Raw genomic sequence first — 21,770 nt, 5'->3', positions numbered from 1 at the left:
GACCCGGTTAGGTCTTCCCGATTCAGGGGGACGCCGCGTCCCGCGTCCATCCCGGATCGCGCCCGGTCCGAGAGAGGAGACCTGCGCGGCACGCCGGGCAGTAGTCCGGGGTCACGTCCGCGCTCCGCGGCACGTACACCGCGCCGCCGCACTCCACGCACGCGTCCGCGACGACGGTCGCGCAGTCCGCACAGACGTTGAAGTCGTCGACCGTCAACTCGCGGAGGGGTTCGAGTCGTTTGTCCAAGACGTACTCGTCGATGACCGACCCGCAGTTTTGACACGATTGCATGGCGATCCGTATTGAGGTGCGTTGTCATGGGTCATATATCTATCCCCGATCGGGGCCGAACGCCTTACGTATCCCTCGCTCCCCACCACGAGTATGGCGAACAACGCGGACCCCGAGGCGGCGCGACGCTACTACGACCTCGTCGACGACGAGGACTACGAGGGCCTGCTCGGCCTGTTCAGCTCCGACGTCGTCTACGAACGCCCCGGCCAGCCACCCATCGAGGGACTCGCCGACATGGAGGCGTTCTACGAGACCGGCCGACCCCTAGAGGCGGGCGAGCACACCGTCTTCGACGTCATCGCGGACGACGACACCGTCGCCGTCCGCGGGCGCTTCGAGGGCGTGCAGGACGGCGAGGAGGTCGCGTTCGGCTTCGCGGACTTCCACGAGTTCGACGACGAGGGGTTCATCGCTCGGCGCTACACCTATACGGATCGCGATACGGTCTGAGACGGTCGCGACGGGAGACGGCCGCGTCGTCCGCCGGCCGCTCGGCGCGGCGTGGACACACCCGAATCACCCACAAGCGAAATACCTCCCCCGGTGTTACGCGGCGATATGCGCGAATACGCCGACGACCCGCCGGTCGAGGAGCGCCTCGGCGACGCCCTCCGCGAGACCGGCGACACCATCGCCACCACCGAATCGTGCACGGGCGGTCTCGTCGGATCGCTCGTCACCGACGTCCCCGGCGCGTCCGACTACTTCGATCGGACGTACGTCACCTACACGTACGACGCGAAGCTCGACGCCGGCGTCCCCCGCGAAGCCCTCGACGCCCACGGCGCGGTGAGCGAGCCGGTCGCCCGCGAGATGGCGCGCACCGTCCGCGACGCCGCCGGGACGACGTGGGGCGTCTCCACCACCGGGATCGCCGGTCCGACGGGCGGAAGCGAGACCAAGCCGGTGGGCACCGTCTACATCGGCGTCGCGCACGCCGGCGAGTGGGGCGACGATGACACGTACACCACCGTCGAACGCTACGTCTTCGACGGCGACCGCGCGGCGATCAAAGAACGGATCGCCCGGCAGGCGCTCGACGACGTCCTCGCCGCCGTGGAGGCCCGCGAATGAACAAGAAAGACCACATCCTCAACGGCGGGCTGTTGGGGATCGGTCTCGGATTCGTCCTCCACCCGGAGGGGAGCGTCCAGACGCTCGTCACGATGGCCGCCGTCTTCGTCCCCGTCGTCCTCGGTGCGCTCTTCCCCGACATCGACACCGAGTTCGGCAAGCACAGGAAGACGCTGCACAACGTCTTCGTCGTCGCGATCCTCTACGGCTACACGATCTACTTCGCGAACCTCCAGTGGGTGTGGATCGGCGTCGTCTCCCACTTCGTCCTCGACGTCCTCGGCTCGAAGCGCGGCATCGCGCTCTTCTACCCGCTCTGGGACGAGGAGTTCGGCACGCCCGTCGGCGTCACGACGTCCTCGCAGTACGCGACGGTCATCACCATCGTCATCACCGTCGTCGAACTCGCCGTGATCTACGCCCTGCTCACCTACCTCCCGGGCGTCCTCCCGCACGTCGACCTCTCCGCCGTCTCGACGCAGGCCCTCGCGCCGTGATCAGTAGACGCGGACGTCGTCGAATCGCCCCTCGTACGCGATGTGCCGGGAGTGCGTCGGCTCCATGCCCGAGAGGAGGACGCGATCGACCTTCTCGTAGGTGTTCTCCCACGCGAGATCGAAGAACTCGGCCCGGCATCGCAGGGTGTGCGTCCACCCCGTGCGGTGTTCGACGCGCCGCGGCGCGCCCTCCTCGAACGCGGCGAGGAGGTCCGCCTCGCTCGCGATGTCGCGCTCGAACGTCGTCCACACCTCGCCGACCGTCGCGCGCCGGTGGGCGTAGCTCGATCCGAACGCGGGGAGACCGTGGGACTCGACGAGTTCGCGCGCCCGCTCGTTCTGGTACGGCCACTGCTTCGGGTTGTACACCTCGCCCGCGGCCAACTGCTCGCCGTAGCGCTCGAACTCGCTCGCCCCGAGGCTCACCGTCGCGAACGTCGGATGCGGGGCGAGCACCGTCGCGTCCTGCTCGGCGAACGCCTCGAACGCGCCCTCGAGCGTGATGAAGTCCGGGACCGGCTCGTCGAGACCGAGCGCGAGCACGTGCTTGCGCGTCTGCCACGGGCCGGTGAACACCTCGCGCGCCGGCACGACGAGCAGTTCGTCGTCCGTGAACGCCTCGGCGCGCTCGCGGATCGCCGGGAGGCGCGTGAAGTGCGGCGCGTACACGAGCACGTCGATACCGCGCGCCTTCGCGCGCGCCGCGACGTCGGCGTCCAGAATCTTCACGTGGGGATCGACGCGGGTCTCCGTCACGCGACGACGTACGCGGTCGAGGGTTTTAGCGTTGTAGTTTCGAACTCCCCGCGGCCGGACGCTTTTTCCGGCCGCCGCGACACCCCCCGACCATGGCCGACGACTGGCGCGACGACGACATCGACGCCGTGCTCCGCGTCCTCGCACAGGGCGCGCTCGGCGTCTCGCCCGCCGGAATCGCCGCGAACACGGACGCGCTCCTCGATTGCGACCTCTCGATCGAGGCGGTCGAGGACGCCCTCGACGCCCTCGGCGAGCGCGGACTGGTCGAGACGGTCGATTCGGAGGGTGCGACCGCCTACTATCGGCTCTCCGAGCACGGTCGCGACTACGCGGACGTCGAGTTCGCCGAGGACGCCTTCGGGTACGTCGACTGACGGCAAGGACTATATCGGTCGTTCGTGTGGGTCACGGTGTGCCGACGAACACCACGGGCCGACTCGCCTATCTCGCCGACGAACGCGACGTCGAGATCCGCGAGTATCCGGTCCCCGATCCCGAACCGGGCGCGCTCGTCACCGAAGTCGTCCGCGCGAACGTCTGTGGCTCCGAGTTGCACATCTGGAACGGGGAGCACCCGCTCCTCGACCGGATGGTGCTCGGCCACGAAGCGCTCTGTCGCGTCAGCGACCTCGGTGACGGCGTCGAGACCGACTACGACGGCGAACCGATCGAGGAGGGCGACCTCGTCGCGCCCACCTACTTCGTCGCCTGCGGGAAGTGCGCGGCGTGCGGGCGCGGCGAGTTCCGCTCCTGCGAGAACGACCTCTCCCACTGGGTGAAACACCCCGACGAGTTCCCGCACTTCCACGGGACCTTCGCGACGCACTACTACATCCACCCCGAACAGCACTTCTACAAGGTCCCCGCGAACATCCCGGAGGCGTCGCCGCCGCCGCGAACTGCGCGCTCACGCAGGTGCTCTTCGGACTCGAAGAAGTGGGTCTCTCCTACGGCGAGACCGTCGTGATTCAGGGGGGCGGCGGTCTCGGGCAGAACGCCATCGCCGTCGCGAACGAGTTCGGCGCCGAGACGATCCTCGTCGAGGGCGTCGACGAGCGAATCGAGCGCGCGCGCGACTTCGGCGTCGATCACGTCGTCGACTTCCGCGAGCACGACACCGTCGAGGCGCGCGCGGAGCGCGTCGCCGAACTCACGAACGGCCGCGGCGCCGACGTCGGCGTCGAGGTCGCGGGCGTCCCCGACGCCTTCGCGGAGGACCCCACCTCCTCCGCAACGGCGCGCGCTACCTCGAAATCGGTAACATCACGCCCGGACACACGACCGAGTTCGACCCCGCGCTCCTCACGCGCAAGAACATCGAGGTGACGCCGACGATGCACTACGACCCGTGGTATCTCGGGAAGGGACTCGACTTCCTCTCGCGCACCGTCGAGACGTACCCCTACGCGGAACTGATCGACGCGGAGTTCGACCTCGTCGACGTCTCGACGGCGCTTCAGAAGGCCGACGCGCGCGAGATGACGCGTCCGTCGCTCGTCCCCGGCCACGGACGCTGAAGACCCGCGTGCGCGCCGCCGCGGGCCGAAGGCCGAAGACGCGAGAACGACCGATCGCCTCTCTCAGGCCCGCTTCACGGCGAAAAGCGCCGTTCGACCGTTCGAGGGGTATCGCTCCTCGCTATCCTCGTGAGCGTCAGCGAACGAGAGACCAGAGGAGCGCGTTAGCGTTCCTCGGAGTCGAGCACGCGGATCTGATCGCCGCGGACCGTGACCGGAATGGGGACGGTGGCCTCGTAGAGTTCGACGGTGACCTGATCCTTGCCCTCGTCGATGCGCTGGACCTGCGCCTTCTCGCCCTTGAACGGGCCGGCGATGAGTTCGACGATGTCGCCCTCGGCGATGCCCTCGACGTCGGGCTTCGGGCTGAGGAAGTGCTCGACCTCGCTGATCGAGGACTCGCCGGGCACCATGCTGCGCGCGTGCGGGATCTCCTCCATGACGCGCGAGATGACGGCGTCGTTGTCCGCCTCGACCATCACGTAGCTGGTGAGCGCGTCCGGCGCGAGGACGGCGTGGATCTCGTCCTCCTCCCGGTTCGCGATCATGCTCGCGACGGTCTGCTCCTGACTCGCGGTCGTCTTGACGGCGAAGACGCCCATGCGTTACACACCCGTCCCGGGGATGACGCCCATGACGAGGAAGACGACGAAGCCGATGATGCCGATGAGGAGGATGCCGGCGCCCGCGATGAGCGCGATCTGGGAGAACTCCGTCCACTCCGGAGTGCTCGCCAACTTCAGCACCCGCGTGTACGCTGAAAGCTCTAGGGGAACGTCCATACGGGAGTTTCGATACGGTTCCTCTTCTATCTTCCGCAACGGCTCGCTCCGCAGGGCGTCGTCACCCCTCAACGGCGTCCAGCGCGCGCGCCTTCGCCAGCCGCGAGTAGGCGAGTCCGCCGGGCGTGCAGACGACGGCGACGGGGAGCGTCACGAGGGCCAACGGCCCGAAGACGAGCGTCGGGACGACGAGAAACCAGAGCGCCCCGGCGAGCAGCGTGAACACCGCGACGAGCCCCCACGGGACCGTGACGAGCGCCAACCCGGTCCAGCAGCGGGCGCTCCCGTGGAGGATCGCGCGGGGCCGCTCGCGGAGCGCGCGATAGTGTCCGGCGAGCGCGGCCCGGAGCGACTCGCCGCGCGCGAGGCGCGGCGTCACGGTCAGCGTGCACGGGAGCCAGACGATGGACCCGAGGGGGACGCCACCGGCGACGACGAGGACGGCGATAAGCGCGCTCCCGGCGGTGTCGAGCGCCCCGGCGAGCGCGTGGGTGACGACGAGGAAGGGGCAGGCGGCGACGGCGCACCAGCCGGCGAGGCCCCGATAGTTCGGTCTCGCCTCGACGTCGAGCGCGTCGCGTTCGAGGCGTGCGTGTGGGACGGCGAACGCCCAGAGGGCGGCCGGGACCGCGAGCCACGGTCCGACGAGGACGACGAGCGCGGCCAGAGGCGTCGAGCCGCGTCCCGCGATCGCGTCGGCGGCGGCGACGCTGAGGTCGAAGAAGGGGGGCGCGAGCGCGGCGAGGACGAAGACGGCGAGGACGAGGCCGGCCGCCGAGCGCGCGAGCGCGATGGGGTGTCGCCGACAGAAACGGAACGGGTGAGGGACCACGGTGAGACGTCCGGCGTTGCCGGCATAGCGGTTTGGGCCGATACCGTCGCGTGTGCCGCCCTACAGCCCTTCCAGACTCCGAACCTTCTGCTCGACGTCCGGCGGGGCGCCGCTCGGGGCGTCCCGGACGCGGTGGTCGGGGATGACGAGCGGCACCGGGTTCTCCGCGAGCGCGGTGCGCGCGAGCTGGCAGTCGGCCTCCTCGTCGGCGTCGAGACCGGGGGTCATGCGCGTCAGCGCGTCGACGGTGACCTGCTCGCCGTAGCCGATTTCCCGGACCGTTTCGAGGACGGCGCGTTGGTTGGTCGGCATCGTGAGGCCGACGGCGACGTCGGCGAAGTCGTCCTCGACGCCTTCGAGGTACGCGTTCAGGCGATCGAAGAGGGGGTGGTCGTCTTCGGCGTCCTCGTCGGGGTCCTTCGGGAAGGAGACGCTGATGACGCGGTCGCCGGCGACGCCGAGTTGCACGTAGCGATCGAGGTACGACGAACGGAGCGCGTAGAGGCCGGCGTCCATACCCGTCCGGTCGGCGAGCGCGGACTTGAAGGTTCATGCTCCGCGCGACCGGAGGGAAACGCTCTTGTACAGATGAGTGCATTAGTGTACAGTAATGGACGACAGTCTCGCGCCACAGGTGCGCTCGATCCTGCGGGCGGCACGCGAGCGCGACGTGACGGGCGAACGGGTGTCGGTCGCCCCGCGTTCGCTCGCGGCGGCGTTCGCGGACGCCGAGAGCGACGGACGCGTGCCGATCATCGCCGAGGTGAAGCCGACGAGTCCGACGACGGAGGGCGAGCGGCTCGACGATCCCGTCGAACTCGCGGAGGAGATGGTCGCGGGCGGCGCGGCCGCCCTCTCCGTGCTCACCGAACCGGAGCACTTCGGTGGCTCCGTGGAGAACCTCGAACGGATACGCGAAGCCGTCGACGTCCCCGTCCTCCGCAAGGACTTCCTCGTCCGCGAGGCGCAACTCGACGCCGTTGAGTCCGACGTCGTCCTCCTCATCGCGCGCTTCGTCGGCGACGACCTCGAACGCCTCCACGAGGCGGCGCGCGACCGGGGCTTTCAGGTGCTCGTCGAGGTCCACGACGCGGACGAACTCGACCGGGCGCTCGACGTCGGCGCGGAGTACGTCGGGATCAACAACCGCGATCTCGCGAGACTCGAAGTCGACCTCGAAACGTTCGAGAGGGTGGCCCCCGCAGTTCCCGACGACGTGACACTCATCGCGGAGAGCGGCGTCTCCTCCCCTGCGGACGTCCGACGGATGCGCGAGGCCGGTGCGGACGGTCTCCTCGTCGGCTCGGCCATCATGGCGGGAGACGTCACCGAGAACACCGAAGCGTTGGTGAACGCGGAGGTGGTGGAGTCCACATGAGCCGCAGCGAAACGGTCACGGACGCGGGGAAGTTCGGTCGCTACGGCGGCCAGTACGTCCCCGAGGTGCTGATGCCCGCCGTCGAGGAGTTAGAAGACGCGTACGAGCGCTACGTCCTCGACAACGAGGACGGCTTCATGGACGACTTCCGCGCGCGACTGCGCGACTTCGGCGGCCGGCCGACGCCGCTCGGGAAGGCCGAGAACCTTTCCCAGAAGTATGGCTTCGACGTCTACCTCAAACGGGAGGACCTCGTCCACGGCGGCGCGCACAAGCTGAACAACGCGCTCGGACAGGTGCTCCTCGCGAAGTACATGGGCAAGGAGCGCGTCATCGCGGAGACGGGCGCCGGCCAGCACGGCACCGCGACGGCGATGGCCGCCGCGTACCTCGACATGCCCTGCGAGATCTACATGGGCCGCACGGACATCAACCGCCAGCGCCCGAACGTCTTCCGGATGCGCACCCACGACGCGGCGGTCAACCCCGTCGACGTCGGGTCTGGAACCTTGAAGGAGGCGACGAACGAGGCGATGCGCGACTGGGCGACGACGGTCGAGAACACCCATTACGTCATCGGCTCCGTCGTCGGCCCGCACCCCTTCCCGACGATGGTGCGGGACTTCCAGTCCGTCATCAGCGAGGAGGCGCGCCGGCAGGCCGCAGAACAGCTCGGCCGGCTCCCCGAGGCCGTCATCGCCTGCGCGGGCGGCGGCTCGAACACGATGGGCGCGTTCCACAACTTCGTGGACGACGAGGACGTCGCCCTCTACGCCGTCGAGGCCGGCGGCTCCGGTCTCGGCATCGAGACCGAAGAGGAGTACGCGCCCAACTCCGCGAGCCTCGGCACGGGGAGCGTGGGCGTGCTCCACGGCGCGAAGACGAAGCTCCTCCAGACCGAGGAGGGCCAGATCGTCGAGTCGCACTCCGTCTCCGCGGGTCTCGATTACGCCGGGGTCGGTCCCGAGCTCGCGCATCTCGTCGATCAGGGTCGCGTGACGCCGGTGAACGTCGACGACGACGCGGCGCTCGCGGCGTTCCACCGCCTCTCGCGAGAGGAGGGGATCATCCCCGCGCTGGAGTCGAGTCACGCCGTCGCGTACCTCGAACAGTACGCGGCGACCGCCGCGGAGCAGACGAGCGGCGACGGGCCGCGAGCGGGCGACGGACCCGTCATCGTCAACGTCTCCGGGCGCGGCGACAAGGACCTCGACACCGTCATCGAGGAGTCCGCGAAGCGAGACCTTCCGGATGCCCCGGACATGGAGGTGTTCCGCTCGTGAGCGTCGACGACGTCACCGCGGCGTTCGCGGACGGCCCGGCGCTGATCCCGTACGTCGTCGCGGGCGATCCGAGCGCCGACGCGACGGAGGCGTACGTCGAGGCGCTCGCGGAGGGCGGCGCGGACGTGATCGAACTCGGGCTTCCCTTCAGCGAACCGATCGCGGACGGTCCGACGATTCAGGAGGGCATCCGGCGCGCGCTCGACGCCGGGATGACGCCCGCGCGCTACCTCGACCTCGTGCGCGACCTCGACGTCGACGCCCCGATCGTCTGCATGACCTACTACAACCTCCTCCTCCAGTTCGGCGACGGCGACGAGGTCGAGACGTTCGTGGAGACCGCGGCCGACGCGGGCGTCTCCGGACTCATCGTCCCCGATCTCCCCGTCGAGGAGTCCGCCGAACTCGAAGCCGCCTGTGCGGAACACGACGTCGCGCTGATCTTCATCGTCGCGCCGACAACGACGCCGGAGCGCGTCGAGCGCATCTTGGAGCGCGCGTCGGGCTTCGTCTACGTGCAGGCGCGCATGGGGACGACGGGCGCGCGCACGGACGTCTCCGAGGACACGTACGAGAGTCTGGATCGGCTCCCCGAGGGCGACCTCCCCTACGCCGTCGGCTTCGGCGTGAGCGAGCGCGAGCACGCGAAAGCCATCGTGGAGGGCGGCGCGGACGGCGTCGTCGCCGGGAGCGTCTTCGTGGACGCGATCGCCGAGGCGGAGAGCACCGAGTCGGCCGCCGACGCCCTGCGCGAGAAGGCCGCGGAGCTGGCGGCCGGCATCGACGCCGCTGAATCGGACGAAACGCCCGAACCGGAAACGACAAAGTAACCCCTACGGTATCACGTACCATCACGATGAACACGGGCACACGGGCGCGTCTCGAACGGATCGGTACCGACGGCAACTACCTCACGGTCCCGATGGATCACGGCGTCACGCTCGGGCCGGTCGCGGGCCTGCGCGACATCGAGTCGACCATCGACGCGGTGACGCGCGGCGGCGCGGACGCCGTCCTCACGCAGAAGGGGATCGCGGACCGCGTCCATCCGAACAAGAACGACGCGGGCTACATCGTCCACCTCAACGGCTCCACCGTCATCGGCCCGGACGAGAACGACAAGCGCACGACGGGCACGGTCGAGGACGCCGTGCGCGCGGGCGCCGACGCCGTCTCGTTCCACATCAACGTCGGGAGCGACCACGAGCCGGATCAGCTCACGATGCTCTCCGAGGTCACGAGCGACGCCCATCGGCTGGGGATCCCCGTGCTCGCGATGGCGTACGCCCGCGGTCCCGGCGTCGACGGTCACGATCCCGAGTCGCTCGGGCACGCCGTCCGCCTCGCCGAGGAACTCGGCGCGGACCTCGTGAAGACCGCCTACTCGGGCGACGCGGAGAGCTTCGAGTACGTCGTCGAGTCCACCGCCAAGCCCGTGATCATCGCCGGCGGCAGCCCCGAGGGCGACCGCGCCATCCTCGCCGACGTCCGCGGCGCGATGGACGCGGGAGGTAGCGGCGTCTCCATGGGCCGATCCATCTTCCAGCACGACGACCCGGGCGCGATGGCCGGCGCCGTCTCCGCCATCGTCCACGACGGCGCGAGCGTCGACGAGGCGCTCGATCGCACCGGTCTCGACGCCTGATCGGCGCATCCGTCCGCGGTATTCGCCACGTTCAAGCCGTCGCGTACTGAGGTGCAACCAATGACACGCGAAGTGTGGCTGAAGGCCGACGACGCCGTCGGCGACTGGGAGACGCGGAAGCGACGGATCACGGCCGGTCTCGAGGCCGGCGTGGACTGGGTGCTCGTCGACGAGTCCGATGTCGCCCGCGTCCGCGAACTCGGGCAGGTGAACGTCGCCGCGTTCGCCAGCGAGGACGCCGACGTGATCGGCGAGGCGGAGGACGACGCGGAGGCCGACGCCTACGTCGTCGGGAAGAACGGCGAGGGCGACGGCACCGTCGACCTCCCGAGCGACTTCTCCGGCTCCGCCGACCTCACGACGCTCCGACGGAACGACGACGTCACGGGCGCCTACGTCCGCATCCTCGGCAAGGAGTACGAGGCGTTCGCGGAGGCCGCGGCCGACGACGCCGAGTACACGTTCGTCGTCGGCGAGGACTGGACGATCATCCCCCTCGAAAACCTGATCGCTCGCATCGGCGGCGACACGTCCATCGTCGCGGGCGTCACCACCGCCGAGGAGGCCGACACCGCCTTCGAGACGCTCGATATCGGCGCGGACGCCGTCCTCCTCGACAGCGACGACCCCGACGAAATCCGACGCACCGTCGCCGTCCGCGATCAGGCGGATCGCGAGACGCTCGACCTCGAATGGGCCGAGGTCGTCGAGATCGAGGAGGCCGGCGCCGCCGACCGCGTCTGCGTCGACACCGGGACGCTCATGGACGGCGACGAGGGCATGCTCGTCGGCTCGATGTCGCGCGGACTCTTCTTCGTCTACGCCGAGACCGCGAAGTCGCCGTACGTCGCCTCCCGGCCGTTCCGCGTGAACGCCGGCGCCGTCCACGCCTACATCCGCACGCCCGACGGCGGCACGAAGTACCTCGCCGAACTCGAGAGCGGCGACGAGGTGCAGGTCGTCGACGTCGAGGGGCGCACCCGCGAGGCCGTCGTCGGACGCGCGAAGATCGAGCGCCGCCCCATGTTCCGCCTCACCGCCGAGACCGATGAGGGCGACCGCATCGACACCCTCATCCAGAACGCCGAGACGATCAAGGTCGAAACCGAGGACGGCCGCACCGCCATCACCGACATCGAACCCGGCGACGAGATCAGGGTCTTCACGCAGGAGGGCGGCCGGCACTTCGGCGAACAGGTCGAAGAACGCATCATCGAGAAGTAGGGAACGACCCGTCCGATCACTCGACCGACGGGTCGCGATCGGGTGGGCGAGTCGGGGAGGCCTCACTCGCTCGTCGGCAGGGAAACGACGCGCCCTCATCTTGCTGTAGCGAGGAAACCCCGCCGTTCTCGCGCCTACGCGTCCTCGCGGATCGCGACGCCCGCCGCGACGTCGGCGATAGAGCCGCCGCGCTTCGCGGTCCGTTCGAGGGCGTCGAGCACGCTCGCGAGCGGGTAGCACGAGGGGTCGCCCGCCTCGTAGAGCGCGCGTCTGGTCTCGTCGATCCGCTCGACGACCGCGTCGGCGTCGTCCCGGATCGCCGCCGCGTCCGCGAACGCCGCCTCGTTCAGGACGGCACTCACTCCCCGCTCCACGACGTCGCCAGCCGATTCGGCGGACGCCTCGATCGACGGCGCGAGCGCGGGCGGCACGTCACCGACCAGTTCGTCCAGCCGATCGGCGACCGTCTCGGCGTGGCGCACCACCGCCGCGAGCTCGCGCGCCGTGCGGTAGTAGGCGAACAGCGCCGGGCGCTCGACGCCGAGTTCGTCCACCTCCGCGAGGCTCGCGAGCGCCCGCGCGAAGTGGTGCGTGACCATCCCGAGAAAGCGGCGGACGTCGCCCTCGCGCTGGCGGATCCGCTCACGGCGCGCCGCGTCGTCGCCGTTCGCGTCCGCCGTCGCGGCCCGGTGGGCGCCGAGCGCGAGAAACCGCAGTTGATCGACGGCCTGTCGGATCGAAACCGCGGCGGAGTCGAGGAAGTTCCGCACCGTGATCTCGGTCTCCGTCTCCGACACCACCTCCGCGCCCGCGAGCGTGCTCGCGAACGCGCTCGCGGCCCGCCGCTGCTCGGTCGTGAACGTCTCCGCGGTGAGCGTCACTTCGCGAAATCCCGCGGCGTACGCGGCGTTCAACGCCCGCTCGACGGTCGTCGGCCCGACGGGATCGAGCGCGAGCGTCGCCGACTCGATCGGCTCCTCGTCGCGGCGCGTGCTCCGCACGACGAGCGTCCCGTCGTCGTGCGGGTAGACGTGGACCGGTGCGCCGGCTTCGAGGTGGTGGGCGGTCGCCCACGCCTTCGGAATGGACACCGTGTACGTCCCGCCGCCGACCTTCTGGAGTTTGCGCGTCTCCATCGTCAGTAGATGAGTTCCGGGTCGTTCTCGACCGTGTAGAGGGTGCGCGCGGCGACGTTGACGGCGTGGTCGCCGACGCGTTCGAGGTCCCGAACGGTGAGGAGCGTCCGGGAGACGTCGTCCATGAGGCGTTCGACCGCCCACGCGTCGTCGCCGGCCTCACGCTCGATGAGGCCGCGGACGACGCGCTCGTTCGCGCGCTGGCAGAGCGCGTCGAGTTCGTCGTCGTCCGCCGCGACGTCGCGCGCGGCGTCGACGTCCCCGTCGGCGTACGCGTCGAGCGCGTCTCGGACCATCCCGAGCGCGTCCGCGCCGATGTCGGCGACGTCGACGTCGAGCGATCGCGCCCCGCCCGCGGCGAGCGTGTACTCGCCGAGATTGACCGCGAGGTCGCCGACGCGCTCCAAGTCGGTGATGATCTTGAACGACGCGGCGACGAAGCGCAGATCGCCGGCGACGGGTTGTTGGAGCGCGAGGAGGTCGATGCACTCCCCTTCGAGAGCGAGATACCGCTCGTTCACGTCGTCGTCGCCGTCGATGACCTCCCGAGCCAGCGACTCGTCCGTCCGCGCCAGCGCGTCGAGGGCGTCGCCGAGGCGATCGACGACGAGCGCGCCCATCTCGCGGACGTTCGCTCGCAGGTCGTCGAGCGCCGTCTGATACTCGTCACGCGGCATGGTCAGCCGAACTTGCCGGTGATGTAGTCCTCGACGCGCTGGCTCTGGGGGTTCTCGAAGATCTGATCGGTGTCGCCGTATTCGACGAGGTGGCCGCCGGTGAGGAAGACGGCCGTTTGATCGGAGATGCGGGCGGCCTGCTGCATGTTGTGAGTGACGATGACGACGGTGTACTCCTCGGCGAGGTCCTCGACGAGGTCCTCGATCTTCGAGGTGGCGATGGGGTCGAGGGCGCTCGCGGGCTCGTCCATGAGGATGACCTCCGGATCGACGGCGAGCGCGCGGGCGATGCAGAGCCGCTGTTGTTGGCCCCCGGAGAGACCCAGCGCGTTGTCGTCGAGCCGATCGGAGACCTCCTCCCACAGCGCGGCACCGCGCAGGCAGCGCTCGACGAGTTCCTCCTCCCGCTCTCGGTCGTCGCCGCCGAGGAGACGCGAGAGCAATCCCGTGTTGATGTCGCCGTGCTTGCGCGGGCCGTACGCGATGTTGTCCCGGATCGACTTCGGGAACGGATTGGGTTGCTGGAACACCATCCCGATCCGACGACGCAGTTCCACGAGATCGACGTCGGTGCCGTAGATGTCCCGGTCGCGGAACGCCACCGATCCCTCGATTCGCGCCGCGCGGATGCGATCGTTCATCCGGTTCAGACACCGGAGGAACGTCGACTTCCCGCACCCGGACGGCCCGATGAGCGCGGTGACGCTCTCCTCGGGGATGTCGATGTCGATCGACCGTAACGCCCGGTCGTCGTCGTAGTAGACGTCGAGGTCGCGGACCGAGAAGGCGGCGTCGCCTCCGAAGCCGTACTCGGTCCACTCGGTCTCGATCTGTTCCTCCGGTTCGCCGTTGACGGTGGTTTCGACGCTCATCGTTCGAGTTTTCGCTGGAAGTACATTCGCGTCGCGATGCCGACGGCGTAGAAGCAGAGAACGACGAGGAGGAGGACGAACGCGCTCGCCCACCCGAAGGACTCGCTGCCGCCGACGCCGGTCTCGATGACCGCGTACACCTGATAGGGGAGCGCGTTCGTCGCGGAGAGGAGCGCGTCGTTCGCCACGAACGGCGGCGACGACGTGAATCGGAAGCCGTGGATGACCCGGATCGGGTCGGCGTTCAGGCCGCCGGCGGCGACGAGGATGATCGGTGCCGTCTCGCCGGCGATGCGGCCGACGCCGAGGATGATGCCGGTGATGACGCCGGGGACGGCGGCGGGGAGGACGACGCTCCTGATCGTCTCCCACCTGCCGACGCCGAGGGCGACGCTGGCGTCTCGGTAGGCATCGGGGACGCTGTCGATGGCTTCGCGGCTCGTGATGAGGACGAGCGGGATGAGCATGAAGCCGAGGACGAGCATCCCGGCGAGGACGTTCGGTCGGCCGCCCGGCGAGAGTCGCGGCAGGATGAAGGCGTAGCCGAACAGGCCGTAGACGATGCTCGGCGTGCTCCAGAGCCCGTCCGTCGCGATGTCCACGACGGTCGTGAACCGGCCGCGCTCGGCGTACTCGGCGAGGAAGACGGCGGCCCCGACGCCGAGCGGGACGGCGAAGACGAGCGCGCCGAAGACGAGCCAGAACGTCCCGACGATGGCGGGGAAGACGCCGTCGATGTCGTATCCGAGTCCGGCGCCGTTCATCACGAAGGGGACGTGGACGGAGAGACCCGGACCGAGGTGGATCCCGCGGAGCGCGTGGCCCGCTCCCTTCTCGACGACGAAGGCGACGAGGAGCACGAGGAGCGAGAGCATGAACAGGGCGTTCGCACCGATGAGGAGGTACGCGCCGGCCTGCCGCCCGCGAGCGCCGAATCCCTGCGTGGCCTTCGCGGCGGCCCACGCGGTCGCGAGACTGGCGGCGAACGCCAGACAGGGAACGGTGATGGTCCCGGTGAGCGCGACGCCGAGGTGCCGGGGGTCCCACGTCCACGACGGCGTGATGACGCCGGCGAGGAGGACCGCGGCGACGAAGAGGGCGAAGCCGCCCCACGGGAGCGTCGCGGTGAGGTCCTCGCGGGCGAGCGAGCCGAAGAGGAACGCAGCGACCGCGCAGACGAGCGCGGCGGGCGCCCAGATCGCGACGCCGTAGCCGAGCGTCTGCGATGCGACGAGTCCGACGACGGAGAGGGCGAGCAGGCCGACCGGGAGACCCGAGAGGACCCCGGACGTGTCGTTCGCGTTCGCGTCGATGACCGCGCTCGCGGAGAGGAGTCCGACGGCCACGGTCACGACGCCGGCGACGGCGAGCGCGACACCGTAGAGCGTCGAGAGGGCGACGGACGCGACCGACGCGTCGGTCGTGATCCAGTTGAGGACGTTCGCGACCGCGAGCAGCATCGTGAGCACGCTCAGTCCGACGGCCGTCGTGGCCGCGGAGCGGGCGACGCCGGACCGGTCGTCCTCGATCGTAGCCGAGGACGCGTGTGACGCGCTCACGTCGATCCTCCGAGCGTGCTCTGCATGCGCGCCTCGATGTACCGCGAGAGGAGGCTGAGACAGAGGACGGTGACGAAGAGGACGACGCCCGCGGCGAACAGCGCGCTCATGAAGTCGTCACGCGTGATGGCGTTGCCGTACTGGCTGGCGATGAGGGTCGTGAGCGTCTCCGTGTTCGCGAAGACGTCGTAGAGGGGATCCGGGAGGGCCTGATTGTGCCCGAGCATGACGGTGGCGGCCATCGTCTCACCGACGGCGCGTCCGATCCCGAGGAGGACGGCGGCCGAGAGCCCGGAGAACGAGGCGGGGATCACGACGCTCTTGATCGACTGCCAGTCGGTCGTCCCGAGCGCGAGCGCCCCGTCCGTCATTTCGTCCGGCACGGCCGTCACGGCGTCCTCGGCGACGGAGACGACGGTCGGAAGGGCCATCACGCCGATGACGAGTCCGACCGCGAAGAGGCTCCCGAGGCTCACGAGACCGAGATAGTCGCTCATCGCGGGGTTCACGACGTTGAATCCGATGAATCCGTAGACGATCGAGGGGATCCCCGCGAGCATCTCCACCGCCGGCTTCACGACGCCGCGGGCGCGCGGGGGCGCCATCTCCGCGATGAAGATCGCGCCCGCGATTCCGAGCGGTCCGGCGACGCACGTCGCGATCAGCGTCGTCACCACCGTCCCCCAGATCATCGGCGTGAGCGCGAAGGTCCGCTTCGACGTCTCCCAGAAGGGCGAGGCGAGTCGGAAGAGATCGAGCCCCATGATCCGGAAGACGAGGAGGGACTTCCAGAGGAGATAGACGACGATCAACCCGAGGATGATCACCGTCGACGCCGTCGCGAGGAACGTCAGCGACTTGGCGGTCGCACCCTGATTGCGGTACCATCCGTACGCCGCCGCGAGCGCGAAGGTGACGACGGGGAACACGGAGTAGGTCGGAAGCGCGAGGAAGAGCGCGCCGAACGCGACGACGGAGAGCGCGCCGATCGCACCGGCGACCACCTCGTCGGTCGCGCGCTCCGAGAGCGCGTCGAGTCGGCTTCTGTACGGTCGAATCGATGATATCATATCATGTTCTCATTACGTCGGGACTGGACGAGCGAGGGGGCGGCCCGTCGGTCCGCGCCGCCCTCGAAGCCCGCGTCGCGATTGCGTCCCGGTTCGGGGGGTGAGCGGGTCGTCCGGGACCGGGGGATTACGACAGATCGAGCTTGCTCCGCTGGTTCTTCTGCCGCTCGTCCGGAAGCGTGATGTAGTCGTTCGCGGCGACGAACAGCTGCTGTCCCATGTCGCTGAGGATCATGTTGACGAACGCGGACTCCATCTTCGAGGTGTCATCGTAGGTGTAGCAGTGGAGGTCGCGATTGAGGAGGTAGTCCCGCGAACCGAGGTTCCCCTTCTGCTGATTGTAGACGGTGCCGTCGATCTTCATGTCCACCGCCGGGGCGCCGTTACCGACGAAGGCGTACCCGACGTATCCGATCGCGTTGTCGGAGCTTCGAACCGTGGAGGCGACCTGCTGGTTCTCGCCCTTGTGGACCGCGACGGCGGACGCCTCCTTCCCCCCGAGGAGGCGCTCGTGGAAGATCGTCCGGGTCCCCGAGCCCTCGACGCGGCCGACGACCTGAATCTCGGCGTCCGGACCGCCGACGGCCTTCCAGTTCGTGATGTCGCCCGTGTAGATCTTCCGGACCTCGTCCGCGCTCAGTTGCGTGACGCCCGCGTCGTAGATCTTCTGACTGACGATGATCTGCATCGCGTCGACGCCGACGACGTGGTTCACGAATCTCTCGTAGAAGGCGTCGTCGTGTCCGGAGAGTTCAGCGGTCACCGGCGCGGAGGCGTCGCCGATATCGACCTGCCCCTTCATCACCTTGTTGAGACCGACGCCGGAGTGGCTCAGTCCGATGGAGACGTGCCACGGGAGCGTGCCCTTATCACCGTCCGCGTCGTAGCCGGCCTGCGACGCCCAGTAGTCGGCGAACGGGAGATCCGTGTCGATGTTGTACGTCTCGTGCGGCCAGTGCTCCGCGTCGGACGTCGGCGCGTTGTAGTTCCAGAGCGACGCCGCCTTGCTCGTGATCGGATACACCGTCGAGGAGCCACCGGCGGTGAGGAGGTCGTCCCACGTGCTCGACGACCCGCTCGACGCGGACGTGCTGGTCGCGCGCTGCGTGCTCGAACTCGTGCTCGATTCGCTGCCGCCGCCGTTCCCCCCACAGCCCGCCAGCGCCACAGCCCCGGCCGCCCCCGTCACGGCGAGGAGCTTTCGGCGCGATACGAAGTCGGATGAGCCCGCTGAGTCGTGCGTCATCACCCGATACTGCCCGAGACACTACTAAAGCGGTTTATAATAGGTGTACGGATCGATCAGACGCGTACGAAGGTATATAGTCGGCTCTGCGTGCTCCGTCCCGATGCCGAGACCTATATAGTCGGCCCCCAGATGCGGCCGCGCGTCGTCCCGCTCTCTCAGGACGCGCCGTCGCTCTCGCCGGGATACTCCCACTCCAGTTCCGTCGTGCACCACGGGCAGAAATCGAGATCGGTGTCGAGTTCCTTCCCACAGACCGGGCACGTCGGTTCGCCGGTCGCGGACCGCGCCGGCGTCGACTGCCGGACGGCGAGCAGGTAGGCGTCGACGACGTTGCAGAGGCGCACGACGAGGAGGGCGATGGCGGCTTCCATCGGAATCGACGCCGCGCTGAGCGCGCCGACGTTCCCGCTCTCGATCGCGTGCTGATAGGTCTGTACCGTCGATGCGGGGACGAGGACGTACGCGGTGGCGAGCGAGAGCGCGATCCACCCGACCGCGCGGAGCCACGCCCGGAGGTACGCGTGTCCGATCCCCGGGTAGACGACGGAGAGGGCGGCCGCGACGACGCCCCTGCGATTGACACTCACAGTTGTACGGTGTAGGCCGGCGTGGCCCTTAAGGGCGGCTTTCTCGGCGTCACACGTACCGCGGATCGAAGAAGAGAACCGACGAGAACGCCGTCGGCACCAGCGGTGCCAGCGCCAGCGGCCTACTGCGGCGACGGGCTGCCGCTCTGCGCGCCGGCGCTACCCTTCTCGAGGGCGCCGCCGGTGATGTTCTTCAGCCGATCGACGAGCGAGTCCTTCTCCGGCTCGCCGACGAGCGCGATGTCGAGGACTTCGCTGATGTGGCTGACCGGGATGATCTCGATCTGATCCTTGTACTCGTCCTCGATCATGACGTCCTGCTCGTTCGCCTTCGGGATGATGACGCGGTTGCAGCCGGATTTCGCGGCCGCCTCGATCTTGTGCGTCACGCCCCCGACGGGGAGGACGTCGCCGCGCACGGACAGCGAACCAGTCATCGCGAGGTCCTGCGCGATCGGGATATCCTCCAAGGCGCTGATGACGGCGGTCGCGACCGTAATGGACGCGGAGTCGCCCTCGACGCCCTCGTAGGACTGGACGAACTGGATGTGGATGTCCTTGTTCGCGATGGATTCGCCGGTGTATTTCTTGATGATCGCGGAGACGTTCTCCACGGCCTCCTGCGCGATCTCCTGCAGTTTGCCGGTGGCGTAGATCTCGCCGCCCTCGCCCTGTCGCGGTGTCACTTCGGCCATGACGGGCATCATGATGCCGGAGTCGCCGCCCATGACGGCGAGGCCGTTGACGCGACCGACCGCTTCGTCGCCCGAGCGTTCGAGCTGGTAGTCCTTGCGGCGCTCGATGTAGTTGTCCGCGACCTGCTGTTCGATGGAGCGCGAGCGGTTCTTCGCCTCGAGGACGTCCTCGCGCTCGGTCATCTCGTTCCCCTTCGAACGGGCGATGTCGCCCGCGACGCGGACCAGCCCGCCGAGGTTGCGGAGTTCGAGCGTGAGATGATCCTTGCGGCCGGCGCGGCGCTTCGCCTCGAGGATGACTTCTCTCACCGCGTCCGGCGTGAAGTCCGGGAGCTGGCCGTCGCGCTCGACCTCTTGGGCGACGAAGCGTGCGAACTTGCGGCGCATCTCCGGGGTGTCGTCGATGGTGTCGTCCATGTACACCTCGTAGCCGTACCCCTTGATGCGCGAGCGCAGCGCCGGATGCATGTTCTCCATCGCGTCCATGTTCCCCGCGGCGACCATGATGAAGTCACAGGGGACCGGCTCGGTGTGCACCATCGCGCCCGAGGAGCGCTCGGACTGGCCGGTGATGCCGAACTCGCCCTCCTGAATCGCCGTCATCAGGTGCTGCTGGGAGCGGACGTCGAGCGTGTTGATCTCGTCGATGAACAACACGCCCTTGCTCGACTTGTGGATCGCGCCCGCCTCGACGCGCTCGTGCGCCGGGGTCTCCATGCCGCCGGACTGGAACGGGTCGTGACGGACGTCGCCGAGGAGCGCACCGGCGTGCGCGCCCGTCGCCTCCTCGAACGGCGCCGTCTGCCGGTCGGCGTTGTTGATCAGGAGCTTCGGGATCATCGCGTCGCTCCCGCGATTCGAGTAGCGGAACGCGAAGTAGATGATCCCGGCCGCGAGAATGCCGAGCAGGATCGCGCCCTCGACGAGGAAGGCGTAGCCGACCACGACCGCGAGGACGATCCACATGAGGAAGGTGCGCATCTGGTTGCGCTTGCGAACCTCCTCCTGATGGGCCTCGACGATCTGGTCGCCCTTCCCGGCGGGCACAGTCCGGACCTTCGGTTCGTTCGAGTCGTCCGGGTTGTGGTAGACGAGGACGTCCTGCAGGCTCTCCTTCGGCAGGAGTTGGCTCATCGCCTTCGCCAGCATGGACTTCCCCGTCCCCGGGGTCCCGATCATCATCACGTGTCGGTGCTGTTTGGCCGCGCGCATCACGATGTCGCGGGCCTCCTCCTGACCGATCACCTGATCGACCAGCCGGTCCGGCACCTTGATGTCCGCGGTGGAGTCGACCTGCAGTCCGCCGAGGAGGTCGTTCTCCGCGGCGTCCTCGTCGACCTCGACGTCGCCCTCCACGTCGACCTCGCTGCCGAGGTCGTCGAGGGCCCCGTCGGTCGAGGGGTCGGAGCGCGTGTCGGTGTCGTTCTCCCCCTCGTAGGAGGATCAGTCGTACGGTCGTTGCTCATAGAACCCTTATCGCTAGATGATTGAACGGGAGCGCGCTTGATATACTTTCTCCCTCCACCGGGCGACGAAAACGCCCGACACCGGCGCGGAACGCCCCCAATTCGCCGATCGACTCACACCGACTCGCCACGCTTATGCGGACCCGGCGGATGGGTGTGCGTACCGCAACACACGACCATGACACGTGGGTTCTACATCGGCCGGTTCCAACCGTACCATCAGGGCCACCACCGCGTCGTGCAGGACATCGCCGAGGAGGTGGACGAGCTCGTCGTCGGCATCGGAAGCGCGGATCAGTCCCACAGCGTCCGCAATCCCTTCACGGGCGGCGAGCGCATCATGATGATCACGAAGGCGCTCGCCGATCTCGATCTCGTGACGTACGCCGTCCCCCTCGAGGACATCAACCGCAACGCCGTCTGGGTGAGTCACGTCCGCTCGATGAGTCCGAACTTCGACGTCGCGTACTCGAACAACCCGCTCGTCGTTCGACTCTTCGAGGAGGCCGGTATCGAGGTCCGCGGCTCGCCGATGTTCGATCGCGAGGTCCTCCGCGGCACCGAGATCCGCGAGCGCATGATCGCCAGCGAGGACTGGAGCGAACTCGTGCCCGACGCCGTCGAGAACGTCGTCGCGGAGGTCGACGGCGTCGAACGCATCCGACGAGTGAGCGACACCGACGTCGAGGCGTCCCCGAGCGACTGACGCGACCGCACCGTTTTGATCGTCGCGCGCGTCCGTCCCGCGTGTGATCACTCTCGCGTCCGACTTCGACTCGCCGTATCCCGCCGCGATGCGCGGCGTGCTCTGCACGCGCACCGACGCCCGTCTCGTCGACGTCGCCCACGACTTCCCGCGACAGGACGTCCGCACCGCGGCGTTCTGGCTCCGCGAACTCCTCCCGACCTTCCCCGCCGCCGTCCACCTCGCGGTCGTCGATCCGGGCGTCGGCACCGACCGCCGGCCGCTCGCCGTCGCCGCCGGCGACCACGCGCTCGTCGGTCCCGACAACGGTCTCCTCCTCCCCGCCGCCCGCACGCTCGCCGGCGACGCCGACGCCGACGCCGACGTCGAGTGCTACGAGATCCCGATCGAGAACCCCGAGAGCGCGACCTTCCACGGACGCGACGTCTTCGCGCCCGCCGCGGCCGCCGTCCACGAGGACGGACTCG

28 protein-coding genes are annotated in these 21,770 nt (G+C 68.8%); 14 read left to right on the top strand and 14 right to left on the bottom strand.

Features of this window, described 5'->3' with window-relative positions:
* Nucleotides 1-22: 22 nt before the first annotated feature.
* The gene (locus AOZ13_RS05775) at nt 23-292 is read right to left on the bottom strand and encodes a DUF7571 family protein (RefSeq protein ID WP_020221027.1); all 270 of its coding nucleotides are present in this window, start codon (nt 290-292) and stop codon (nt 23-25) included.
* A gap of 93 nt (nt 293-385) precedes the next feature.
* On the opposite strand from AOZ13_RS05775, the gene AOZ13_RS05770 reads away from it, so the two are divergent.
* The 3 genes from AOZ13_RS05770 (at nt 386) to AOZ13_RS05760 (ending at nt 1,866) form a co-directional block, all read left to right on the top strand.
* On the top strand, nt 386-745 hold the full coding sequence (locus tag AOZ13_RS05770) for a nuclear transport factor 2 family protein (protein ID WP_020221026.1): 360 nt from the start codon (nt 386-388) through the stop codon (nt 743-745).
* 108 nt (nt 746-853) lie between these two features.
* The gene (locus AOZ13_RS05765; RefSeq protein WP_020221025.1) at nt 854-1,369 is read left to right on the top strand and encodes a CinA family protein; all 516 of its coding nucleotides are present in this window, start codon (nt 854-856) and stop codon (nt 1,367-1,369) included.
* The gene (locus tag AOZ13_RS05760; protein ID WP_020221024.1) at nt 1,366-1,866 is read left to right on the top strand and encodes a metal-dependent hydrolase; all 501 of its coding nucleotides are present in this window, start codon (nt 1,366-1,368) and stop codon (nt 1,864-1,866) included. Before AOZ13_RS05765 ends, AOZ13_RS05760 begins: the two co-directional genes overlap by 4 nt.
* Here the strand turns inward: AOZ13_RS05760 and AOZ13_RS05755 are convergent, their stop codons facing one another.
* A complete protein-coding gene (locus AOZ13_RS05755; RefSeq protein ID WP_020221023.1) occupies nt 1,867-2,622 on the bottom strand; it encodes a PHP-associated domain-containing protein in 756 nt (251 codons plus the stop codon).
* A gap of 92 nt (nt 2,623-2,714) precedes the next feature.
* Here AOZ13_RS05755 and AOZ13_RS05750 point away from each other — a divergent pair, with 92 nt between their 5' ends.
* From AOZ13_RS05750 to AOZ13_RS14865, 4 genes are read left to right on the top strand one after another with little or no spacing between them, the layout of a single operon-like run.
* The gene (locus AOZ13_RS05750) at nt 2,715-2,999 is read left to right on the top strand and encodes a hypothetical protein (protein ID WP_020221022.1); all 285 of its coding nucleotides are present in this window, start codon (nt 2,715-2,717) and stop codon (nt 2,997-2,999) included.
* A 38-nt stretch (nt 3,000-3,037) separates the two neighbouring features.
* Entirely contained in the window at nt 3,038-3,592 is a 555-nt protein-coding gene (locus AOZ13_RS14875; protein WP_021780066.1) for an alcohol dehydrogenase catalytic domain-containing protein, read from the top strand.
* Entirely contained in the window at nt 3,562-3,951 is a 390-nt protein-coding gene (locus AOZ13_RS14870; protein ID WP_234402834.1) for a zinc-binding dehydrogenase, read from the top strand. The genes AOZ13_RS14875 and AOZ13_RS14870 overlap by 31 nt, the downstream gene beginning before the upstream one ends.
* A gap of 8 nt (nt 3,952-3,959) precedes the next feature.
* Nucleotides 3,960-4,142, top strand: a complete 183-nt coding sequence (locus AOZ13_RS14865; RefSeq protein ID WP_021780064.1) for a hypothetical protein — start codon at nt 3,960-3,962, stop codon at nt 4,140-4,142.
* Between the two features lie 164 nt (nt 4,143-4,306).
* On the opposite strand, the gene AOZ13_RS05740 is transcribed toward AOZ13_RS14865, so the two are convergent.
* From AOZ13_RS05740 to AOZ13_RS05725, 4 genes are all read right to left on the bottom strand, one after another.
* Nucleotides 4,307-4,744: a transcription elongation factor Spt5 gene (locus AOZ13_RS05740; RefSeq protein WP_020221021.1), complete on the bottom strand. Its 438-nt coding sequence runs from the start codon at nt 4,742-4,744 to the stop codon at nt 4,307-4,309.
* A 3-nt stretch (nt 4,745-4,747) separates the two neighbouring features.
* Nucleotides 4,748-4,924 (bottom strand): protein translocase SEC61 complex subunit gamma, encoded by a 177-nt coding sequence (locus AOZ13_RS05735; protein ID WP_021780063.1) that lies wholly within the window; start codon nt 4,922-4,924, stop codon nt 4,748-4,750.
* A 61-nt stretch (nt 4,925-4,985) separates the two neighbouring features.
* A complete protein-coding gene (locus tag AOZ13_RS05730) occupies nt 4,986-5,756 on the bottom strand; it encodes a hypothetical protein (protein ID WP_021780062.1) in 771 nt (256 codons plus the stop codon).
* A 60-nt stretch (nt 5,757-5,816) separates the two neighbouring features.
* Entirely contained in the window at nt 5,817-6,272 is a 456-nt protein-coding gene (locus tag AOZ13_RS05725) for an MGMT family protein (RefSeq protein WP_020221969.1), read from the bottom strand.
* A 94-nt stretch (nt 6,273-6,366) separates the two neighbouring features.
* On the opposite strand from AOZ13_RS05725, the gene trpC reads away from it, so the two are divergent.
* Genes trpC through AOZ13_RS05700 form a run of 5 tightly spaced genes read left to right on the top strand, consistent with a single transcriptional unit; the run spans nt 6,367 to nt 11,286 of the window.
* Nucleotides 6,367-7,134 carry an indole-3-glycerol phosphate synthase gene (trpC, locus tag AOZ13_RS05720; protein ID WP_020221970.1) on the top strand — a complete coding sequence of 256 codons (768 nt, stop codon included), beginning with the start codon at nt 6,367-6,369 and terminating at the stop codon, nt 7,132-7,134.
* On the top strand, nt 7,131-8,417 hold the full coding sequence (trpB, locus tag AOZ13_RS05715; RefSeq protein ID WP_020221971.1) for a tryptophan synthase subunit beta: 1,287 nt from the start codon (nt 7,131-7,133) through the stop codon (nt 8,415-8,417). Before trpC ends, trpB begins: the two co-directional genes overlap by 4 nt.
* Entirely contained in the window at nt 8,414-9,247 is an 834-nt protein-coding gene (gene trpA / locus AOZ13_RS05710) for a tryptophan synthase subunit alpha (RefSeq protein ID WP_021780061.1), read from the top strand. The genes trpB and trpA overlap by 4 nt, the downstream gene beginning before the upstream one ends.
* A gap of 26 nt (nt 9,248-9,273) precedes the next feature.
* Nucleotides 9,274-10,062: a 2-amino-3,7-dideoxy-D-threo-hept-6-ulosonate synthase gene (locus AOZ13_RS05705; protein ID WP_020221974.1), complete on the top strand. Its 789-nt coding sequence runs from the start codon at nt 9,274-9,276 to the stop codon at nt 10,060-10,062.
* A 60-nt stretch (nt 10,063-10,122) separates the two neighbouring features.
* Complete coding sequence (locus AOZ13_RS05700; protein ID WP_020221975.1) at nt 10,123-11,286, top strand: 3-dehydroquinate synthase II; 1,164 nt, start codon at nt 10,123-10,125, stop codon at nt 11,284-11,286.
* A gap of 134 nt (nt 11,287-11,420) precedes the next feature.
* On the opposite strand, the gene AOZ13_RS05695 is transcribed toward AOZ13_RS05700, so the two are convergent.
* The 8 genes from AOZ13_RS05695 to lonB all read right to left on the bottom strand — a co-directional run bounded on the left by AOZ13_RS05695 (nt 11,421) and on the right by lonB (nt 20,487).
* Complete coding sequence (locus AOZ13_RS05695) at nt 11,421-12,422, bottom strand: AbrB/MazE/SpoVT family DNA-binding domain-containing protein (protein ID WP_021780060.1); 1,002 nt, start codon at nt 12,420-12,422, stop codon at nt 11,421-11,423.
* Nucleotides 12,423-12,424: 2 nt separating this feature from the next.
* Nucleotides 12,425-13,099, bottom strand: a complete 675-nt coding sequence (phoU, locus tag AOZ13_RS05690) for a phosphate signaling complex protein PhoU (protein ID WP_020221462.1) — start codon at nt 13,097-13,099, stop codon at nt 12,425-12,427.
* Nucleotides 13,100-13,101: 2 nt separating this feature from the next.
* Nucleotides 13,102-13,971 carry a phosphate ABC transporter ATP-binding protein PstB gene (gene pstB / locus AOZ13_RS05685; RefSeq protein WP_020221463.1) on the bottom strand — a complete coding sequence of 290 codons (870 nt, stop codon included), beginning with the start codon at nt 13,969-13,971 and terminating at the stop codon, nt 13,102-13,104.
* On the bottom strand, nt 13,968-15,530 hold the full coding sequence (pstA, locus tag AOZ13_RS05680; protein WP_021780059.1) for a phosphate ABC transporter permease PstA: 1,563 nt from the start codon (nt 15,528-15,530) through the stop codon (nt 13,968-13,970). Before pstA ends, pstB begins: the two co-directional genes overlap by 4 nt.
* The gene (gene pstC, locus AOZ13_RS05675) at nt 15,527-16,600 is read right to left on the bottom strand and encodes a phosphate ABC transporter permease subunit PstC (protein WP_020221466.1); all 1,074 of its coding nucleotides are present in this window, start codon (nt 16,598-16,600) and stop codon (nt 15,527-15,529) included. Before pstC ends, pstA begins: the two co-directional genes overlap by 4 nt.
* A gap of 127 nt (nt 16,601-16,727) precedes the next feature.
* Nucleotides 16,728-17,846: a PstS family phosphate ABC transporter substrate-binding protein gene (locus tag AOZ13_RS05670; protein WP_049933892.1), complete on the bottom strand. Its 1,119-nt coding sequence runs from the start codon at nt 17,844-17,846 to the stop codon at nt 16,728-16,730.
* Between the two features lie 158 nt (nt 17,847-18,004).
* On the bottom strand, nt 18,005-18,436 hold the full coding sequence (locus tag AOZ13_RS05665; protein WP_020221468.1) for a DUF7575 domain-containing protein: 432 nt from the start codon (nt 18,434-18,436) through the stop codon (nt 18,005-18,007).
* Nucleotides 18,437-18,558: 122 nt separating this feature from the next.
* Nucleotides 18,559-20,487, bottom strand: coding sequence for an ATP-dependent protease LonB (lonB, locus tag AOZ13_RS05660; protein ID WP_020221469.1), 1,929 nt, complete (start codon nt 20,485-20,487; stop codon nt 18,559-18,561).
* 288 nt (nt 20,488-20,775) lie between these two features.
* On the opposite strand from lonB, the gene AOZ13_RS05655 reads away from it, so the two are divergent.
* Together AOZ13_RS05655 and AOZ13_RS05650 are read left to right on the top strand one after the other, a co-directional pair.
* Nucleotides 20,776-21,303 (top strand): nicotinamide-nucleotide adenylyltransferase, encoded by a 528-nt coding sequence (locus tag AOZ13_RS05655; protein ID WP_021780056.1) that lies wholly within the window; start codon nt 20,776-20,778, stop codon nt 21,301-21,303.
* A 43-nt stretch (nt 21,304-21,346) separates the two neighbouring features.
* Nucleotides 21,347-21,770: SAM hydrolase/SAM-dependent halogenase family protein (locus tag AOZ13_RS05650; protein ID WP_148294565.1), on the top strand; the 424-nt coding region annotated here is incomplete at its 3' end.

Origin of the sequence: Halarchaeum acidiphilum MH1-52-1 (assembly GCF_000474235.1) — an archaeon.
GTDB lineage: Archaea > Halobacteriota > Halobacteria > Halobacteriales > Halobacteriaceae > Halarchaeum > Halarchaeum acidiphilum.
The sequence above is the reverse complement of the archived record's forward strand: the minus strand, read 5'-3'. Positions and strand labels throughout refer to the sequence as shown.